Annotated in this window: 14 protein-coding genes and 1 pseudogene; 9 read left to right on the forward strand and 6 right to left on the reverse strand. The window is 63.0% G+C overall.

The features are described from left to right. The first annotated feature begins 3 nt into the window (after nucleotides 1–3). The 5 genes from KQH55_RS05920 (at nucleotide 4) to KQH55_RS05940 (ending at nucleotide 4,536) form a co-directional block, all read left to right on the forward strand. The gene (locus KQH55_RS05920) at nucleotides 4–1,470 is read left to right on the forward strand and encodes a TolC family protein (protein ID WP_083703657.1); all 1,467 of its coding nucleotides are present in this window, start codon (nucleotides 4–6) and stop codon (nucleotides 1,468–1,470) included. Between the two features lies 1 nt (nucleotide 1,471). Beyond that, nucleotides 1,472–2,776 carry a multicopper oxidase family protein gene (locus tag KQH55_RS05925; protein WP_235090377.1) on the forward strand — a complete coding sequence of 435 codons (1,305 nt, stop codon included), beginning with the start codon at nucleotides 1,472–1,474 and terminating at the stop codon, nucleotides 2,774–2,776. Nucleotides 2,777–2,880: 104 nt separating this feature from the next. Next, on the forward strand, nucleotides 2,881–3,822 hold the full coding sequence (gene bla, locus KQH55_RS05930; protein WP_235090378.1) for a class A beta-lactamase: 942 nt from the start codon (nucleotides 2,881–2,883) through the stop codon (nucleotides 3,820–3,822). A 56-nt stretch (nucleotides 3,823–3,878) separates the two neighbouring features. Continuing rightward, complete coding sequence (locus tag KQH55_RS05935; protein WP_083703778.1) at nucleotides 3,879–4,376, forward strand: helix-turn-helix transcriptional regulator; 498 nt, start codon at nucleotides 3,879–3,881, stop codon at nucleotides 4,374–4,376. Continuing rightward, nucleotides 4,354–4,536 (forward strand): hypothetical protein, encoded by a 183-nt coding sequence (locus tag KQH55_RS05940; protein ID WP_370642947.1) that lies wholly within the window; start codon nucleotides 4,354–4,356, stop codon nucleotides 4,534–4,536. Before KQH55_RS05935 ends, KQH55_RS05940 begins: the two co-directional genes overlap by 23 nt. 29 nt (nucleotides 4,537–4,565) lie before the next feature. Here the strand turns inward: KQH55_RS05940 and KQH55_RS05945 are convergent, their stop codons facing one another. From KQH55_RS05945 to KQH55_RS05955, 3 genes are all read right to left on the reverse strand, one after another. Then, entirely contained in the window at nucleotides 4,566–4,811 is a 246-nt protein-coding gene (locus KQH55_RS05945; RefSeq protein WP_076787131.1) for a hypothetical protein, read from the reverse strand. A 167-nt stretch (nucleotides 4,812–4,978) separates the two neighbouring features. Next, a complete protein-coding gene (locus KQH55_RS05950; protein WP_235090379.1) occupies nucleotides 4,979–5,398 on the reverse strand; it encodes an Hsp20/alpha crystallin family protein in 420 nt (139 codons plus the stop codon). 37 nt (nucleotides 5,399–5,435) lie between these two features. Next, the gene (locus KQH55_RS05955; protein ID WP_076787129.1) at nucleotides 5,436–5,876 is read right to left on the reverse strand and encodes an Hsp20/alpha crystallin family protein; all 441 of its coding nucleotides are present in this window, start codon (nucleotides 5,874–5,876) and stop codon (nucleotides 5,436–5,438) included. Nucleotides 5,877–6,231: 355 nt separating this feature from the next. Here KQH55_RS05955 and KQH55_RS05960 point away from each other — a divergent pair, with 355 nt between their 5' ends. Continuing rightward, on the forward strand, nucleotides 6,232–8,868 hold the full coding sequence (locus KQH55_RS05960) for a transglycosylase domain-containing protein (RefSeq protein ID WP_373566364.1): 2,637 nt from the start codon (nucleotides 6,232–6,234) through the stop codon (nucleotides 8,866–8,868). A gap of 565 nt (nucleotides 8,869–9,433) precedes the next feature. Next, nucleotides 9,434–10,528 (forward strand): nitronate monooxygenase family protein, encoded by a 1,095-nt coding sequence (locus tag KQH55_RS05970; protein WP_235090380.1) that lies wholly within the window; start codon nucleotides 9,434–9,436, stop codon nucleotides 10,526–10,528. A gap of 290 nt (nucleotides 10,529–10,818) precedes the next feature. Here KQH55_RS05970 and KQH55_RS05975 read toward each other — a convergent pair whose 3' ends face one another. Further along, nucleotides 10,819–10,995: a hypothetical protein gene (locus KQH55_RS05975; RefSeq protein WP_170872389.1), complete on the reverse strand. Its 177-nt coding sequence runs from the start codon at nucleotides 10,993–10,995 to the stop codon at nucleotides 10,819–10,821. Between the two features lie 357 nt (nucleotides 10,996–11,352). Between KQH55_RS05975 and KQH55_RS05980 the strand changes: the two genes are divergently transcribed. Beyond that, the gene (locus tag KQH55_RS05980; RefSeq protein ID WP_286137342.1) at nucleotides 11,353–12,522 is read left to right on the forward strand and encodes a chitinase; all 1,170 of its coding nucleotides are present in this window, start codon (nucleotides 11,353–11,355) and stop codon (nucleotides 12,520–12,522) included. A gap of 138 nt (nucleotides 12,523–12,660) precedes the next feature. Here the strand turns inward: KQH55_RS05980 and KQH55_RS05985 are convergent. Next, nucleotides 12,661–12,858, reverse strand: a pseudogene (locus tag KQH55_RS05985) (OmpW family protein); the annotation flags it as partial. Nucleotides 12,859–12,946: 88 nt separating this feature from the next. Between KQH55_RS05985 and dinB the strand changes: the two are divergent. Further along, nucleotides 12,947–14,116 (forward strand): DNA polymerase IV, encoded by a 1,170-nt coding sequence (gene dinB / locus KQH55_RS05990; RefSeq protein WP_076795104.1) that lies wholly within the window; start codon nucleotides 12,947–12,949, stop codon nucleotides 14,114–14,116. 266 nt (nucleotides 14,117–14,382) lie between these two features. Here the strand turns inward: dinB and KQH55_RS05995 are convergent, their stop codons facing one another. Next, a complete protein-coding gene (locus tag KQH55_RS05995; RefSeq protein WP_076784880.1) occupies nucleotides 14,383–15,033 on the reverse strand; it encodes a GntR family transcriptional regulator in 651 nt (216 codons plus the stop codon). Nucleotides 15,034–15,205: the final 172 nt, after the last annotated feature.

A 15,205-nucleotide genomic window follows, 5' to 3' on the forward strand; every position in this document is an offset into this window, starting at 1 on the left:
GCAATGAGGTCCCGGCGCGCTCGATGCAGAGCCGTATTGACTGTGGCGCTGGCCACGACGATGCTGGCGGGCTGCGCGGTACCGCCAGCCGATGGAGGCTTTGGCGCGATCGCTGACGCCGCGTCCAAGCGGCTTGGCAAGCAAGCTGTCTGGGTGCGTACCGACGAAGATCGGCAAGCGGCGGCGCAACGTACCCGCGAGCTACTTTTACGGCCGCTGTCGATCGATGATGCCGTCCAGGTGGCGTTGCTCAATCATCCCGGCTTGCAGGCCACCTATGCCGATCTGGGCATTGCACAGGCGGACTTGGCGCAGGCCAGTCGCCTGCCAAACCCCGGATTTCGCTTTAGCCGGACGCATTCGAACAACGACTTGAGCATCGAGCGTACATTCTCGCTCGGCCTGTTCAGCGCGCTGACGATGCCGGCGGTGATACGTATCGAGGGGGCGCGCGTGGAGCAAACCAATTTAGCTCTCGCCGACGCGATGCTGGCCGTCGCAGCCGACACGCGCCGGGCCTACATCGAGGCAGTGGCGGCACGGCAAGCACTGCAATATGCGCAACAGGTGGTGGACTCGGCGCAAGCAGGGGCAGAGTTGGCGCGCAGACTGCACAAGGCAGGCAATTGGAGCAAGCTGGATTATGCGCGGCAGCAGGCATTCTATGCGCAAGCGGCCGCGATGCTAGCCAAGGCGCAGCTACAAGTGTCAACCGAGCGCGAGAAGCTGACCCGCGTAATGGGACTGTGGGGCGAGGCGATCGACTACGCGTTACCCGACCGCCTGCCGGCGCTGCCCGCTGAGCGCGTGGCGCTTGTCGACTTGGAACCGTGGGCGATCGATCAGCGTCTGGACGTGCAGGCTGCACGACTGCAGGCGCGCCGCGTCGCCGCGTCGCTTGGCCTGACGCGCGCCACGAAGATGGTCAATGCCTTGGATCTCGGCTACATGGACAACAACGAGACGGACAAAGGTCACGAGCATGGCTACGAGATCAGTGTCGAGGTGCCGCTATTCGATTGGGGCGGCGCAAAGGTAGCACGTGCCGAGGCGACGTACAGGCAGGCGGTTGAGCGGCTCGCACAGGTGGCGCTGCAGGCACGCTCGCAGGTTCGGCAATCTTATGCCGCGTACGTCACGAGCTATGACGTCGCACGGCACTATCGCGACGAGGTACTTCCTGTGCGCAAGGCGATTTCCAACGAGATGTTGCTGCGCTACAACGGCATGCTCGCCAGCGTGTTCGATCTGCTGGCTGACGCCCGCGACCAGGCTGACGCGGTGAGCGCATCTATCGACGCACTGAAAGACTTTTGGCTCGCCGAAACGGAGCTGGAGCGTGCGCTCGGCGGCCGTCTGCCGACGGCAGTAGCGCAGCACGCCGGGGCGGTGGCGGCGGCAAGCGTTCCTGTAGCAAGTCAACCAACGACACACGAGCCGGCTGCTGCTCACCCGCGGGAGGGGCACTGAGATGGTCACACGCCGACAATTCTTGAATGGCTCCGGCGCCGCATTGCTGGGCGCGGCGCTGGTTAGTAAAGCCGGCGCGGCGGCTTTGCCGGAGGCACCATCCAGCGCCAGTGTCGCGACCCAGCCGCCGTTGGCTCCGCGCGATGGCCGGCCGTACAAACCGGTCGTCACGCTCAACGGCTGGTCGCTGCCTTGGCGCATGCGCAATGGCTGGAAGGAATTCCATCTGGTAGCTGAGCCGGTGGTGCGCGAGATCGCACCGGGGATGCAAGCGCACCTGTGGGGCTATAACGGACAGGCGCCGGGCCCGACGATCGAAGCGGTTGAAGGCGACAAGGTGCGCATCTTCGTGACGAACCGCTTGCCCGAGCGCACCACCGTGCATTGGCATGGGATGCCGCTGCCGTGCGGGATGGATGGCGTGGGCGGTCTGACACAGCCGCATATCCCGCCCGGCAAAACGTTTGTCTACGAGTTCCAGCTCGAGCGGCACGGCACCTTCATGTATCACCCGCATGCCGACGAAATGGTGCAAATGGCGATGGGCATGATGGGCCTGTTTATTGTCCACCCGAAAGCGCGTGGCGTGATGCCAGTCGATCGGGATTTCGTATTCTTGATGTCCGCGTATGACATCGATCCTGGCAGCTTCACGCCGCGGGTGAACGAGATGACGGATTTCAACGTCTGGAGTTGGAATGCACGGGTGTTTCCTGGTATCGACCCGCTGCCGGTGCGCCGCGGCGATCGTGTGCGGATTCGCTTCGGCAACCTGACGATGACCAATCATCCTATCCATCTGCACGGGTACGCCTTCGAGGTGACGGGAACCGATGGGGGCTGGATCGCGCCGGCAGCGCGATGGCCGGAAGTGACCGTGGATGTCGGCGTTGGCCAGATGCGGGTAATCGAGTTCGAGGCATCGCGCCCGGGAGATTGGGCGTTCCATTGTCACAAGTCGCACCATACGATGAATGCGATGGGCCACCAGGTGCCGAACATGATCGGCGTGCCGCAACAGGACTTGGTCAAGCGTATCAACAAGCTGGTGCCCGACTATATGGCAATGGGCAGCACCGGCGGATCAATGGGTGAGATGCAGATGCCATTGCCAAATAACACGCTGCCGATGATGACCGGGCAGGGACCGTTCGGTGCGCTCGAAATGGGCGGGATGTTCACCATCGTGAAGGTCCGCGAGGGCCTGGGCCGCGACGACTACCGGGATCCGGGCTGGTACCGGCACTCTAGGGGAACGGTCGCGTACGAATACGCGCAGGACTCGGCCGCCGCGCGCGTAAAGTAATTACCATTGCTTGCCTACACAAGGAAAAAAACCGATAGTTCTCTTTCTCGGTCAATACAATTAGACAACAGCATTTTCTGCATCAACTAACAAAAGGAAAGCTAATGCGTTACTGTCGCTCCCGTCGCGCGCTGCTGCGTGCCTGTGCAATGCTCCCATGGATGCCGACGCTGGCAGCGTGCGCGGCGCAAGAACCGAGCGCCTCAGCGCCGGGGCCATCTAGGTTGCGAGGGCCGGCCACATTGCAAAGACCAGCCGCGTTGCAACTCGAAGCGCTTGCAGTACTGGAGGCGCGCATGGGCGGGCGCCTCGGGGTTTGCGCGATCGACACGGGTAGCGGTGCGCGGCTCGTGCACCGTGCAGAGGAGCGTTTTCCGTTCTGCAGTACGTTCAAGGCGGTGCTTGCGGCAGCCGTACTGGCCCGCAGCGGGGATACGCCCGACTGGTTGTCGCAGCGCGTTCGGTATGGCTCGGCTGATGTGGTCAGTTATTCGCCGATCAGCGGGCAACATGTCGGCGCCGGAATGCACATTGACGAAATGTGCGCGGCAACGCTGCAGTACAGTGATAATACGGCAGCGAATCAGTTGATGAAGGTGCTTGGCGGAATTGATGCGGTAACAGCATTTGCCCGTTCAGTGGGCGATGCTACCTTCCGGCTGGATCGCTGGGAGCCGGAGTTGAACACAGCGATACCAGGGGACGTGCGCGACACGTCGACGCCGGCGGCGATGGCAGACACGCTGCGCGCGGTGATGCTGGGCAATGTGTTGCGTCCGTGGCAGCAGCAGCGATTGCAGCAATGGATGCTGGGCAATCGCACAGGCGACAAGCGAATCCGTGCCGGCGTGGCCGCGCAGTGGCGCGTTGCCGACAAGACGGGTACCGGGGAGTACGGCACTACCAACGACATCGGGGTCCTTTGGCCGCCCGAGCGGGCGCCGATTGTGCTGTCCATCTATTTCACCCAGCCGCAGCAGGATGCGCCGGCGCGCGACGAGGCGATCGAGCAAGCCACGCGTATCGTGGTTGACGCGCTGAGTTGAAGGCGCCCCCCGGCGAGTCGCCATTCGGATCGCTCGTGAACGAGACTTTGTCGGATATGCCCTCAGGCGCCCAATTGGGCAGCCAGCTCAGGCGTTGGCGGGCGCTGCATCGCATTAAGCAGGCGCATGCTGCCGAGCTGTTCGGTGTCAGCCAGTCGACGATTTCTCGCTGGGAGGCGGGCTTACAACCCATGGAGTTGGCCGAGCGGCGGCGCGTGGCGCATACATTGTCGGCGCGGCTCGATTCGGCGGCTGATCATGCGCTTGCGCGACTGGTCCGCGGCAACCCGTTGCCGGTACACTTGATTTGCGATTTGACGCACCAGTTGTTGGCGTGCTCCGCGGCACGTGCTGCCCAGTTCTCCGTGCCTGTCAGTGAACTGCTCGGGCGTGCCTTGTGGCGTTACTCGACGTCGCAGATCGCACACCAGGAGGCGCAACTAGACACACTGGGCTGGCGCGATGCGGTGGCGCCACCGTCACTGGCTGTGCGACGAATACGAGCGCGCGCAGTCGGCGGAGGCGTTGGCGGTGAAGGCGCTGGACAAGCTTGAGACGATCCTGCAGCATAACCAGGGACGCAATCCGCCTGATTTCGACTATCAGTTCAATCTGGCGTATGGACGCCGGTACACGAGCACCCATCCACTCTTCGCCGAGATACGGCAAGTGCTTGATAGCGAGACGCTCGCACGGATCGCGCAACAGCGGTGAACCATTGTTGTGCCCCCGCGTCTGCTGCGCTAGAGCGTGTGTTCCGCGCCGGCGTGCTGTTGCGGCGGTGTGTGGGTGGCCTTCAGCCGGCTCGCTGCGGCTAGCAGCGACTGGCCGGTTGGCGTCAGCATCGGGCGGCGATGGCCTTCGGTGAGCTCTTCCAACTCGATGAGTTGCCGCTCGAGCAGCGTGTCCAGTTCAGCGCGGTTCATGTCGATCTGCTCCGGTGCGTTGCGGATCAGCATCAACGTGGCGAATTCGTGTGGGCTCAGCATCTTCGTCTCCAAATCGTTCATGAGGCTGCGATCCTATCGCCTAGGATCACAAGATAAAGCAGCGAGATGACAGGCCGATAGCAGCGGCCGCCCAGCGCCCCGGCGAGATTACGCATCGGGGCGCGGGCTGTCGAGCGGACGCCGGTCCGCGCGATGACTGACGGCGTTCAGCCGATGCTGACGTCGATCCGGCGGGGCTTGGCCTCGTCGCGGCGTGGGATGGCCAGCTTCAGCACGCCGTCGCGCAACTGCGCGTCGATACGTGACGCATCCAGATCCGCACCCAGCGCGAACGTGCGGGCGAAATGCGGATCGCGCAATTCGGCGTGCTGGACCCGCAAGCCGGTGGGCGTCGGCACGACGGCCTCGGCTTCAAGTGACAGTGTGCTGTCCTGCACGCTCACGCTCAGCTTGTCGCGTGGCACGCCGGGCAGGTCGACCAGTAGCGTGACGCCGTTGCGATCCTCGAAAATATCCACAGCCGGCGCCACTGTCGTGCGGCGTGGTTGCGACGCCGTTGCGCTTTGTGCGGCGACGCTGGCGTTCTGTTGGGCGGGACGGTCGACCAGTTCGGTGGTGTTGCTCATGGTGTGCTCCTGGTTTGCGTCAATGCGGGTCAATAGGTCATTGCACTGTGATCGATCGCGGCTTAGATGCCTCGAGCTTGCCGATGGTCACGCTCAAGCAGCCGTTCACATAGCGCGCTTGGACCTTGTCTGGATCGGCCTGGTGCGGCAATTCGATGATGCGGCGGAATGTGCCGCTGAAACGCTCTTGCAGATAGGTCCGCGTGTCGTCGGGACGCTCCGTTTGCACGCGTTTGCGCTCGCCGCTGAGGATCAACAAGCCGTTGTCGATCGACACATCGATCTGCGCCGGATCGAGTCCGGGGGCAAATGCGACAATCTCGATCGACTCGTCCGTGCTGCCGATGTTGACCGCCGGGAATGCCCCGACGCGCGACGCGCGCAGGCTAGTCGGCATGTTGGCGAACAGGTTCGCGACCTGCCGTTGTAGACGATCGATGTCGTTGAAGACGTCTGTGCTAAAAAACAAATCACTCATGGTTTGCTCCTTCGATCCTTCGTCGAAGGGCCGAACCGGGCTACGCGCTCCAGTCCGCCCGTCAACACTGGATCCGTCGACAAACAAATCGAAACACGCAGTGCGTAATACGCGACTGCCCAAGTGATTCATAACATAGTTCTGCCACACGAAATTTCAAGAGGAGGCGCTCGACGCAGGTGCAGGTCGGCGGTGGATCAGCGGCAAGTTGGCGGTAAGCAAATTGGCGGTAAGTCAGTGGTCAATCGGCGGGACCGGTGACAAGGCGTGCCCCTGGTACATGCAGCATCCGAGCCGACGTGCGATTGCCGCCTATTTTGGTACGATTCAGTCTTTCATCGAACGGTAGCCGACTGTGAGACGCACGGACATTGCCCCGCTGCGCGCGGGTTGCGCCGCCCTGCTGGCCCGCATGGGGCCGCTCGCTACGAGATTCTGGCGGCGTGCGCGGCATCCGGGCCGGCGCGACCTGGCCTGGGTGGCCGCGGTGGTGCCTGCTTACGTGCTGATCCTGGTGCCGTTCACGCCCGGCATCGGCGATATCCGCAAGGCAAAGGTCGAGCAACCGGCGCAGGTGTTGTCCGCGGACGGCAAGTTACTGGCTCAGTTCAAGCCGTCCAATCGTGAATGGGTCGCTTTGTCCGACATCTCGCCGCACGTACTCGATGCGTTGGTTGCGACGGAGGACCATCGGTTCTATCAGCATCATGGCTTGGATTGGCGACGCACGGCAGCGGCGGCCGCACAGACGTTTTCCGGCGACCGGCAAGGCGGCTCGACCCTCACGCAGCAGCTGGCCCGCAACCTGTACCCAGATGAAATCGGGCGGGCGCCCACGCTCACGCGCAAAATCAAGGAGGCGATTACCGCCTTGAAGATCGAGGCCGTGTACACAAAAGCCGAGATCTTGGAAACCTATCTGAACACCGTCCCGTTCCTATACAACGCGTATGGGATCGAGATGGCGGCCCGCACCTATTTCGACAAGCCAGCCAGTGAATTGGATGTGTTGCAAAGTGCGACGCTGGTCGGCATGCTCAAGGGCAACAGCTACTACAACCCGGTCATCAACCCGGAGCGCGCGTTGCAGCGGCGTAACACGGTGCTCGCGCAGATGGCCAAGTACGGCAAGTTGGCGCCGCAGGCGTACGAATCGCTTGCGCGCCGGCCGTTGCGGCTGGATTTTGAGCGGCAGGTCGAGCCGCCTGGCCCCGCCCCCCATTTTGCGCAGCAATTACGCAAATGGCTGATCGCGTGGGCGGATCGCCACGACTACAATATCTACTCCGACGGCTTGGTCGTGCGCACAACCATCGATTCGCGGCTGCAGGCGATAGCCATGCAATCCGTCGTGCTGCACGGCAATCAATTACAAGCCATTGCCAACGCTGCTTGGTCGACCGCTTCGGCGTGCGTGGGCAGTCACGATTTCGTACAGACTTTCGTGCGCGACACACCGGATTACCGGGCGGCGCTCGACGCGGGGTTGACGAGCCCGCAGGCGCTGAAGCGGCTGCGGGCCGATCGCGGTTTCATGCAGGCGCTGTGTGACGAGAAAACACGTGTACAGGCGGACTTTGTCGCACTCGATCCGCGCGATGGCGCAATCAAAGCATGGGTGGGCAGCCGCGATTTCAACAAGGATCCATTCGACCACGTGCAACAGGCGCGGCGGCAACCCGGCTCAACGTTTAAGCCGTTCGTCTATGCCGCCGCGTTCGAGCAGGGCGCCCGTGCCGACGATACGATCGTCGACCAGCCAGTGTCGATCGCGCTGGAGGGAGGCGAAATCTGGCGTCCCGCCGACGACGTCCCGCCCAGTGGACAGCCCATGACGCTGCGCGACGCGCTGGCGTACTCGCGCAATCGTATCACTGCTCAATTGATGCAATCGGTCGGGCCCGCGAAGGTGGCCAAGCTTGCCCAGGCGATGGGCGTGCGAGACAGCATGCTGAACCCTGTGCCGTCGCTGGCACTCGGCACGAGTCCCGTCACGCTCAAGGAAATGGTGTCCGCATACAGTACCATCGCCGATGGCGGTCGCTATGTGCGGCCGATGATGGTCACTCGTATCGAGGACCGGGATGGCAACGTGCTGGCGCAATTCGCGCCGGATGCAGGCAAGCAGGTGCTGCCTGCCGACGTTGCATGGACGTTGCTCGATGTGATGCGGGGCGTGATCGATCGGGGTACTGGTATCGCGATCCGCACCCGCTTCGGCATTCGCGCGGACGTAGCCGGCAAGACGGGCACGACGCAAGACAACGCGGATGGCTGGTTCATCTTGATGCACCCGCAGTTGGTCGCCGGCGCATGGGTTGGCTTCAATGACAGCCGTGTGACGCTGCGCAGCGATGACTGGGGACAGGGCGCGCACAGTGCGTTGCCGATCGTTGGCGATTTTTATCGACGTGCGCTGCGCGCGCGGCTGATCGATCCGCGCCTGCGGTTCGCGAGCGAGCCGCCGCCCGGTATCTTGCAGCGCACGCTCGCGCAGATTCGTGCCTGGCTCGCGCAAGTGTTTCCTGCGACGCACCAGGCCGAGCCCCCAGCGCCGCCGCGCCGGGTGCCACGACGGATAGAGCCGTCAGCGGGTGAGGTTGTCGTGCCGACGCCGGCGAGTGGCGTCGCCGTGGACGGTGCGAACATGGGGCTGCCGGCGGGCGCGCCGGTATCATCGGCGGCATCCGTCGCGTCGGCCTCGTCGGCCGTGTCGGCCAGCGTGCCGCCGACATCGACGCCGGGTTCGACATCCGAGGTACCCGTCGCGACTGCTGCGTCGCCGGCGGCGGCCTCTGGGGCGCCGGGTGCAGCGGCGTCGGTCGGCTCTGGCGGCGCAGCCGGCAGGCCGGCCACGTCGCCCGGCCCGTCGTCGCCGGAACCGGCTGCTTCGCGCGGCGTACCCCCGTTCGGCAATGAGGTACCGTGGGCGCCGACGCCAAGCCCTGATGCAATGGATTCGGATGCCGTCGGCCCACGCGCCGGCGAGTAAAGCGCCTGCGCCGCCGAGCATCGACGTGCCGATGTCGGGCAGGGAGCATCGAACGGCGAGCGCCGGCGCATTGCGATAAAAAGCGCAGGCATCAACCAGAAGAACATAAACATCCAGACGCTATAGTCCGCGGCGTCGCCGGCGAGCCGCACGCCGATGGCGTCAATCACGGTGTAGACAGCGATCATTGCGAAGCCACTCGTGTAGCGGGTCATCGATGTCTCGGCTCGATCATATCGAAGCACGGATTCTCGATACAGGAGGATGTCTGTAAGTATGCCGATGGCGTTGACTACGTCGCTGCGTGCCAACGCGGTATGCGATCGGTAACTTGATGGAAATGCAATGAGGTGCCATTTACGATCTTCTCGGGCGCGGCGTGGTCGCCGCCCGATTTCACCTTAGTCGATACGACGGATCTGTTTTGGCGAGGGTTGCATCTTGCATTTTCATTGGGTCGCCGGCGGCTGAGGCCGTATGCTACGAACATGCCCTTCCGGCGTCCGTGCTGCCGGACGCACCGATCTGGCCAGGCATTGGTACGATCCGCCACCAGGAGACCACCATGAACCCTTTGCCTTCTTCACCAAACACCGGCGATGCTCGAAGCCGTGCGGCCGCGTTCTGTAGCCAATTTGGACTGTCGGCGCCGATCCTGCTGGCGCCAATGGCCGGCGCGTGCCCGCCGGCATTGTCGATTGCCGTGGCCAATGCAGGCGGCATGGGTGCCATGGGGGCACTGCTGACGCCACCGGAAGGTATTGTGCAATGGGCCGACGCGTTTCGCCGCGGCAGCACCGGGCGCTTCCAATTGAATCTATGGATTCCCGATCCGCCGCCTGAACGCGACCGGCACAACGAGCAGCGCGTGCGCGCATTCCTGGCGCAGTGGGGGCCTGGCGTGCCCGAGTCAGCAGGCGAGGCGGTGCCATTGGATTTCGCCGCGCAATGCGACGCGCTGATCGAGGCGCGGCCGGATGTCGTCACCTCGATTATGGGGGTATTTCCGCCCGCGTACGTGAAGCGCTTGAAGGACCACGGCATTGCCTGGTTCGCGACGGTCACGACGCTGGACGAAGCCCGCGAGGCACAGGCAGCGGGAGCCGATGCGATCATTGCGCAAGGCTTCGAGGCGGGTGGTCACCGTGGCGCGTTCGATGCGGCCCGGGCGGAACGGCAGGCCGTTGGCCTGTTTGCGCTGTTGCCTCGCCTGGCTGACCATATTCGCGTACCGTTGATCGCCGCCGGCGGTATCGGCGATGGCCGCACGTTGGCGGCCGCGCTGATTCTCGGCGCGAGCGCGGTGCAAATCGGTACTGCCTTCCTGCGTTGCCCGGAGGCGGCGCTGAACTCCGCATGGGCGGACGCGCTGGACGGATTGGAGCCGGAGGACACCGTACCGACGCGCGTGTTTACCGGCCGCCTCGGCCGTTCGGTGGCGACCGATTACGTGCTTGCAGCGGCGGCGCCGGATGCTCCGCATCCGGCACCGTATCCGGTACAGCGCGCGCTTACCGCATCGATGAAAAAGGCCGGCGCAGTGGCGCGCGACTATCACCGAATGCAGGTGTGGGCGGGGCAGGCTGCTGCAATGGCGCGAGCGGTCCCCGCGGCCGGCGTGGTGCGCGGCGTGTGGGCTGGCGCACAGCGCTATTTATAAAAATATAAAAAGCGCGCTCGTTTGGTAAGGCGCTGCACGGTCCGAACCTGCTGTTCAGGTTGCGCTTGACGCCTGTTGCATCGAGCCTGCGCTTCTTGAGCGCGCAGCCGGTTCAAGCGGCGCTTGTTGCGGTCGTGGGAGCGGCCGTCTTCTATCAGAACGGCCGCGCATTTCTCCGGGAGCGCCAGGCACACCTTCCGCTCCTGAAGATATGCCATTAAGTATGGCGTCCGCACCAGCGCCTAATCCATAACCGGTTACTGGGCTAGCTGCTGTCCAGAATCCAATACTCATAGCAGACATGCCACCCCAACGTCCGAACCTACCTCGCCCACGACGTCCAACTCGGACGACGACGTGGTGTCGAGCACGTGTTCCAATTGACTGCTGGGGAGCGGGAAGTCCCGGTAGATCGCTTCAGTTGCAGGTGACGGCGCGACAGCGCGGGCGTCAGAGGTCTGCCGCATGACTGTTCGTTCTCATGCCTTCGCCAGGTGCGATGCCGGCTCGCGCCTGCGATGCATCAATGCCCACTTTCGCTCATGATCCGGCAACGTTCGTGGACGGCGCGACGCAACAGTCTGCTTCGGCCCGCCGCAGTGGCGCAATAACGTGTCGACTCCCGAACCTGATCTTCAGCTTTGTTCTAAACGCCACGAGAATCAATTCGTACGTTGTTCATAGCGACTATCACGAACAGACAGATCTGTATTGTCGAGTGTTAATAGCGATGCAGCCAGCGTGCCTGTGGTGATCACCGTTCTCTTCATCGATCAGGAGAAACAATGAAAAAGCACCTGTTGAAAGCGATAGCCCTGTCAGCCATGAGCGTTGGTCTCTGCGGGCAGGCGTTCGGCGAAGGCGTGTATGCGCCTTATGTCGACATGACGGCATGGCCCACGCCCTCGCTGGACGAGATCGGCGTGCAGCAAGGGATCCAGCAGTTCACGATGGCGTTCGTGTTGTCCGGCGGCAACCAATGCGTGCCGTCGTGGGGCGGCGTGCAGCCGATTGGACGCGGCCAGACGTCAGATTTGCTGACTTCCATCGCTAAGTCAATCAACAATTATCGAGCCAAGGGCGGTGAGGTGTCGATTTCGTTCGGCGGCCAAGCTGGCATGCCGTTGATGCAGGCATGTAGCAGCGCATCAGCATTGGTCGCGGCATATCAGACGGTGATCGATACGTATTCGTTGACGCATATCGATTTCGATATCGAAGGCGCGGCGCAAACGGACAGCGCGGCGCTGACGCGCAATTTCCGGGCGGTACGGCAACTGCAGCACACGATGCACACCAACGGCAAGACACTGCATGTGACGTTGACACTCCCGGTGATGCCATCGGGGCTTACCGCCGATGGCTTGCGCGTACTCAACGCAGCGCTGGACAATGGTGTGACGCTGGACACGGTCAACATCATGGCAATGGATTATGGCAATGGCACAATTGACATGGGCGCGGCGGCGAAGCGGGCTGCCACGTCGGTCTACGCGCAGTTAGATGCGGCGTACAAGGCGGCGGGCAGCCCGAAGACCGACGCCCAATTGTGGCAAATGATCGGCGTGACGCCGATGATCGGCAAGAACGACGTGCAAGGCGAGACGTTCTCGCTGGCAGACGCAAAGGCGCTGCTCGACAAGGCTCGCTCGGAGGGTATCGGACTGCTCAGCAACTGGTCGATCGGCCGGGATAAGGCTTGCGCGAGTAATGGCGGTGGCGCATCACCCAGTTGTTCCGGCGTCTCGCAGCCACCGTATGCATTCACGCAGGTGTTCCGGCAATTGAAGGGGCACTGGGGCACTGGCGTGACGCAGGATCCGTCATATGGTGGTGGCTCAAATGGTGGTAAACCGGCGCCAAGTGCGCAATGGTCCAGCTCGCAAATCTATACAACCGGCATGACCGTCAAGTACCACGGCGTGACGTATCGCGCAAAGTGGTGGACGCAAGGCGACGTGCCGGGTCAGTCGGAGGTGTGGGCGAAGGTCTGAGCATGCCGCTGTTGCGGCCCGCGCAACCGAGCCATCGTATACGCTCGATCTCGGTGCGCACAGCAGGAGACGGCGACGGGCCGGCGCGCAACGTAACCACGGAGGATTGGGATGCAATCAATGCGCGCCTCACGCCATTGCCAGCGTGGTGCCGTCCGCCGCTTTAATCGTCGTGCTCGCATAGGTTGTCAGCGGCATGTACGACACCGACACGGTCAATGACCAGTGCGCGTAGTTCAACCCGAGGCTGAAGATCAGTGTGAGCGACGACGATGCATTCACGCTGACCGAAGCGGGTCCCGGCTTGCCGGCACCGACGGCCAGTGCGCTGCCTAGGAAGCGTATACGCTCCCGTTGTATATCTGTATAAATATACAGGTATACTATCGCCGTTTAGCATCGCACAGCTGCCATTCCAATTACCATGGTTCCGACGCGCCGGATCGCCCATCTCGACATGGATGCCTTTTACGCATCCGTCGAGTTGTTGCGCTATCCCGAGCTGCGCGGTAAGGCGGTGGTGATCGGTGGTGGCCGGAAGGCGGCGCCGCAGACGCTGCCGGACGGCACGCGCCGGTTTGCCCGCTTGCGCGATTACGCTGGACGTGGTGTGGTCACCACGTCCACGTATGAGGCGCGCGCGCTCGGCGTGTTTTCCGCAATGGGCATGATGAAGGCCGCGCAGCTCGCGCCCGACGCCATCTTGCTGCCCACTGACTTCGACTTGTATCGCCATTATTCACGGCTGTTCAAGGCCGCAGTGGCGACTTTCACTGACCAAATCCAGGATCGCGGGATCGATGAGATCTACATTGATTTGACCGCGTTGCCCGGCGACACGCGAGCGCTGGCGATGCGCATCAAGCAGGCGGTGTGCGACGCGACCGGTCTCACGTGCTCGATCTGCGTTGCGCCGAACAAGCTGCTCGCAAAGATCGGCTCGGAGTTGGACAAGCCGGACGGCATGACAATTCTGTCCATCGCGGACCTGCCGACGCGGATCTGGCCACTGCCGGTGCGCAAGATCAACGGTATCGGCCCGAAGGCGGGCGAGAAACTTGTTTCGCTGGGCATCGCCACGGTCGGCGATTTAGCGAAGGCCGATCCCGGACTGCTGCAAGCGCATTTCGGCCACAGTTATGCCGCCTGGCTGGCCGACGTCGCCCACGGCATCGATGAGCGGCCGGTGCAAGTCACGTCGGAGCCGAAATCGATGAGCCGCGAAACCACGTTCGAGCGTGATATGCACGTGCGCCACGACCGCGCCGCGCTCTCGGCGATCTTCACGGACCTGTGCGTGCGCGTGGCGCAAGACTTGACGCGCAAGGGCTATGTCGGACGCACGGTCGGGCTGAAGCTGCGCTATGCGGATTTCTGCACCGTTACGCGCGATGTCAGCTTACCGGAGCCCACCGCGGATGCGGCCTTGATTCGGCGCGCCGCCACCGAATGTCTGAAGCGCGTGCCACTGGACAAGCGGCTTAGGCTGCTCGGTGTGCGGGTCAGTGCGCTGCGACCGGCGCACGCGCAGCGCTTGGCGCGCGCGCCGGTGCAACACGAACTGCCATTTGCCGAAGCGGGGACCCAGAAGTGAACTACCCTCGTGCTCCGTTTGTGGCGGACAGGCAGGCCGCACCGCGCTGCAAAGCGCGAACCGGCGCGCTATTATGCGGCGCACGAGGCTCGCGCGTATCCTGGTCAGTGCATGCCTGCTATACGGTCGGTCAGCGCGTTCAACTCGTAGGTGAGCCGCGACAGTGCTAGTTTCAGTGCCAAGTTGATCTCGCTGAGCTCCCATTGCGCGACGAAAGCCGTCGGTGATCAACAGTCATGGTCGGTGGCGCGACGGATATCACCGCGCTAACTGACCGGAAATCCGACGCGCTCCATGGTGCTGATGTGGCGTGACAGTAATTGAGCGGCGCGCTCGAGATCATGGCCTTTCAACGCGTCGATGATCAGTTGATGATCGTGGTTCGAGCGCGATTGCCAGCCGCGCGCCCGGCCGACGGCGAGTACGAAGCGCGAACTGGTCAATTGCAGCACGTCCAGTGTCGCCAGCAGGCGGGGCATCGCGCAATGGCGCACCAGCGCATGGTGGAACGCACGGTTGGCTGCATCCCACGACGCAAGCGAATTGGCAGCGTCGCACGCGGCGTGGGCACTTTCAAGCGCCTCGAAATGTTCGGCGCGCAAGTGTGGCATGGCGTGGCGCAGCGCAAGCGGCTCGAGCACCGCCCGCATGTCAACGGCTTCCTTGATGGCGGCACGATCCAATGCGGTGACGCGCACGCCGCGTCTGTGCAGAATCGTTACCAGTCCGATTGCCTGCAGCCGTTGAAACGCTTCGCGCACAGGTACATGGCTCGCCCCAAATTCCTTGGCGATGTGGTCCTGTCGAAGCGCGGTACCGCCGGCTAACTCCCCGCTGACAATACGCTCGCGCAACCGGTCGACAATATGCTCGACCAAGCTCGGCGTGCGGGTATCGCTTAGGCGCCCAATGTCCATTTCATAGATTATCTATTTTCATGAGTAGGTAAACTGACGCCAATTTCGTTATAACATCCAGGACGCAATCGGCGTGAGCTTGGGAAGTCGGTAGATTATCTATTAAATAAGCTGAGTGGTCGAGACCACTGCGGCCGTGGCGCGCCAGCGGCGCGTGTCACATCTACCCGTA

It is taken from the genome of Mycetohabitans sp. B3, assembly GCF_021498065.1.
GTDB lineage: Bacteria > Pseudomonadota > Gammaproteobacteria > Burkholderiales > Burkholderiaceae > Mycetohabitans.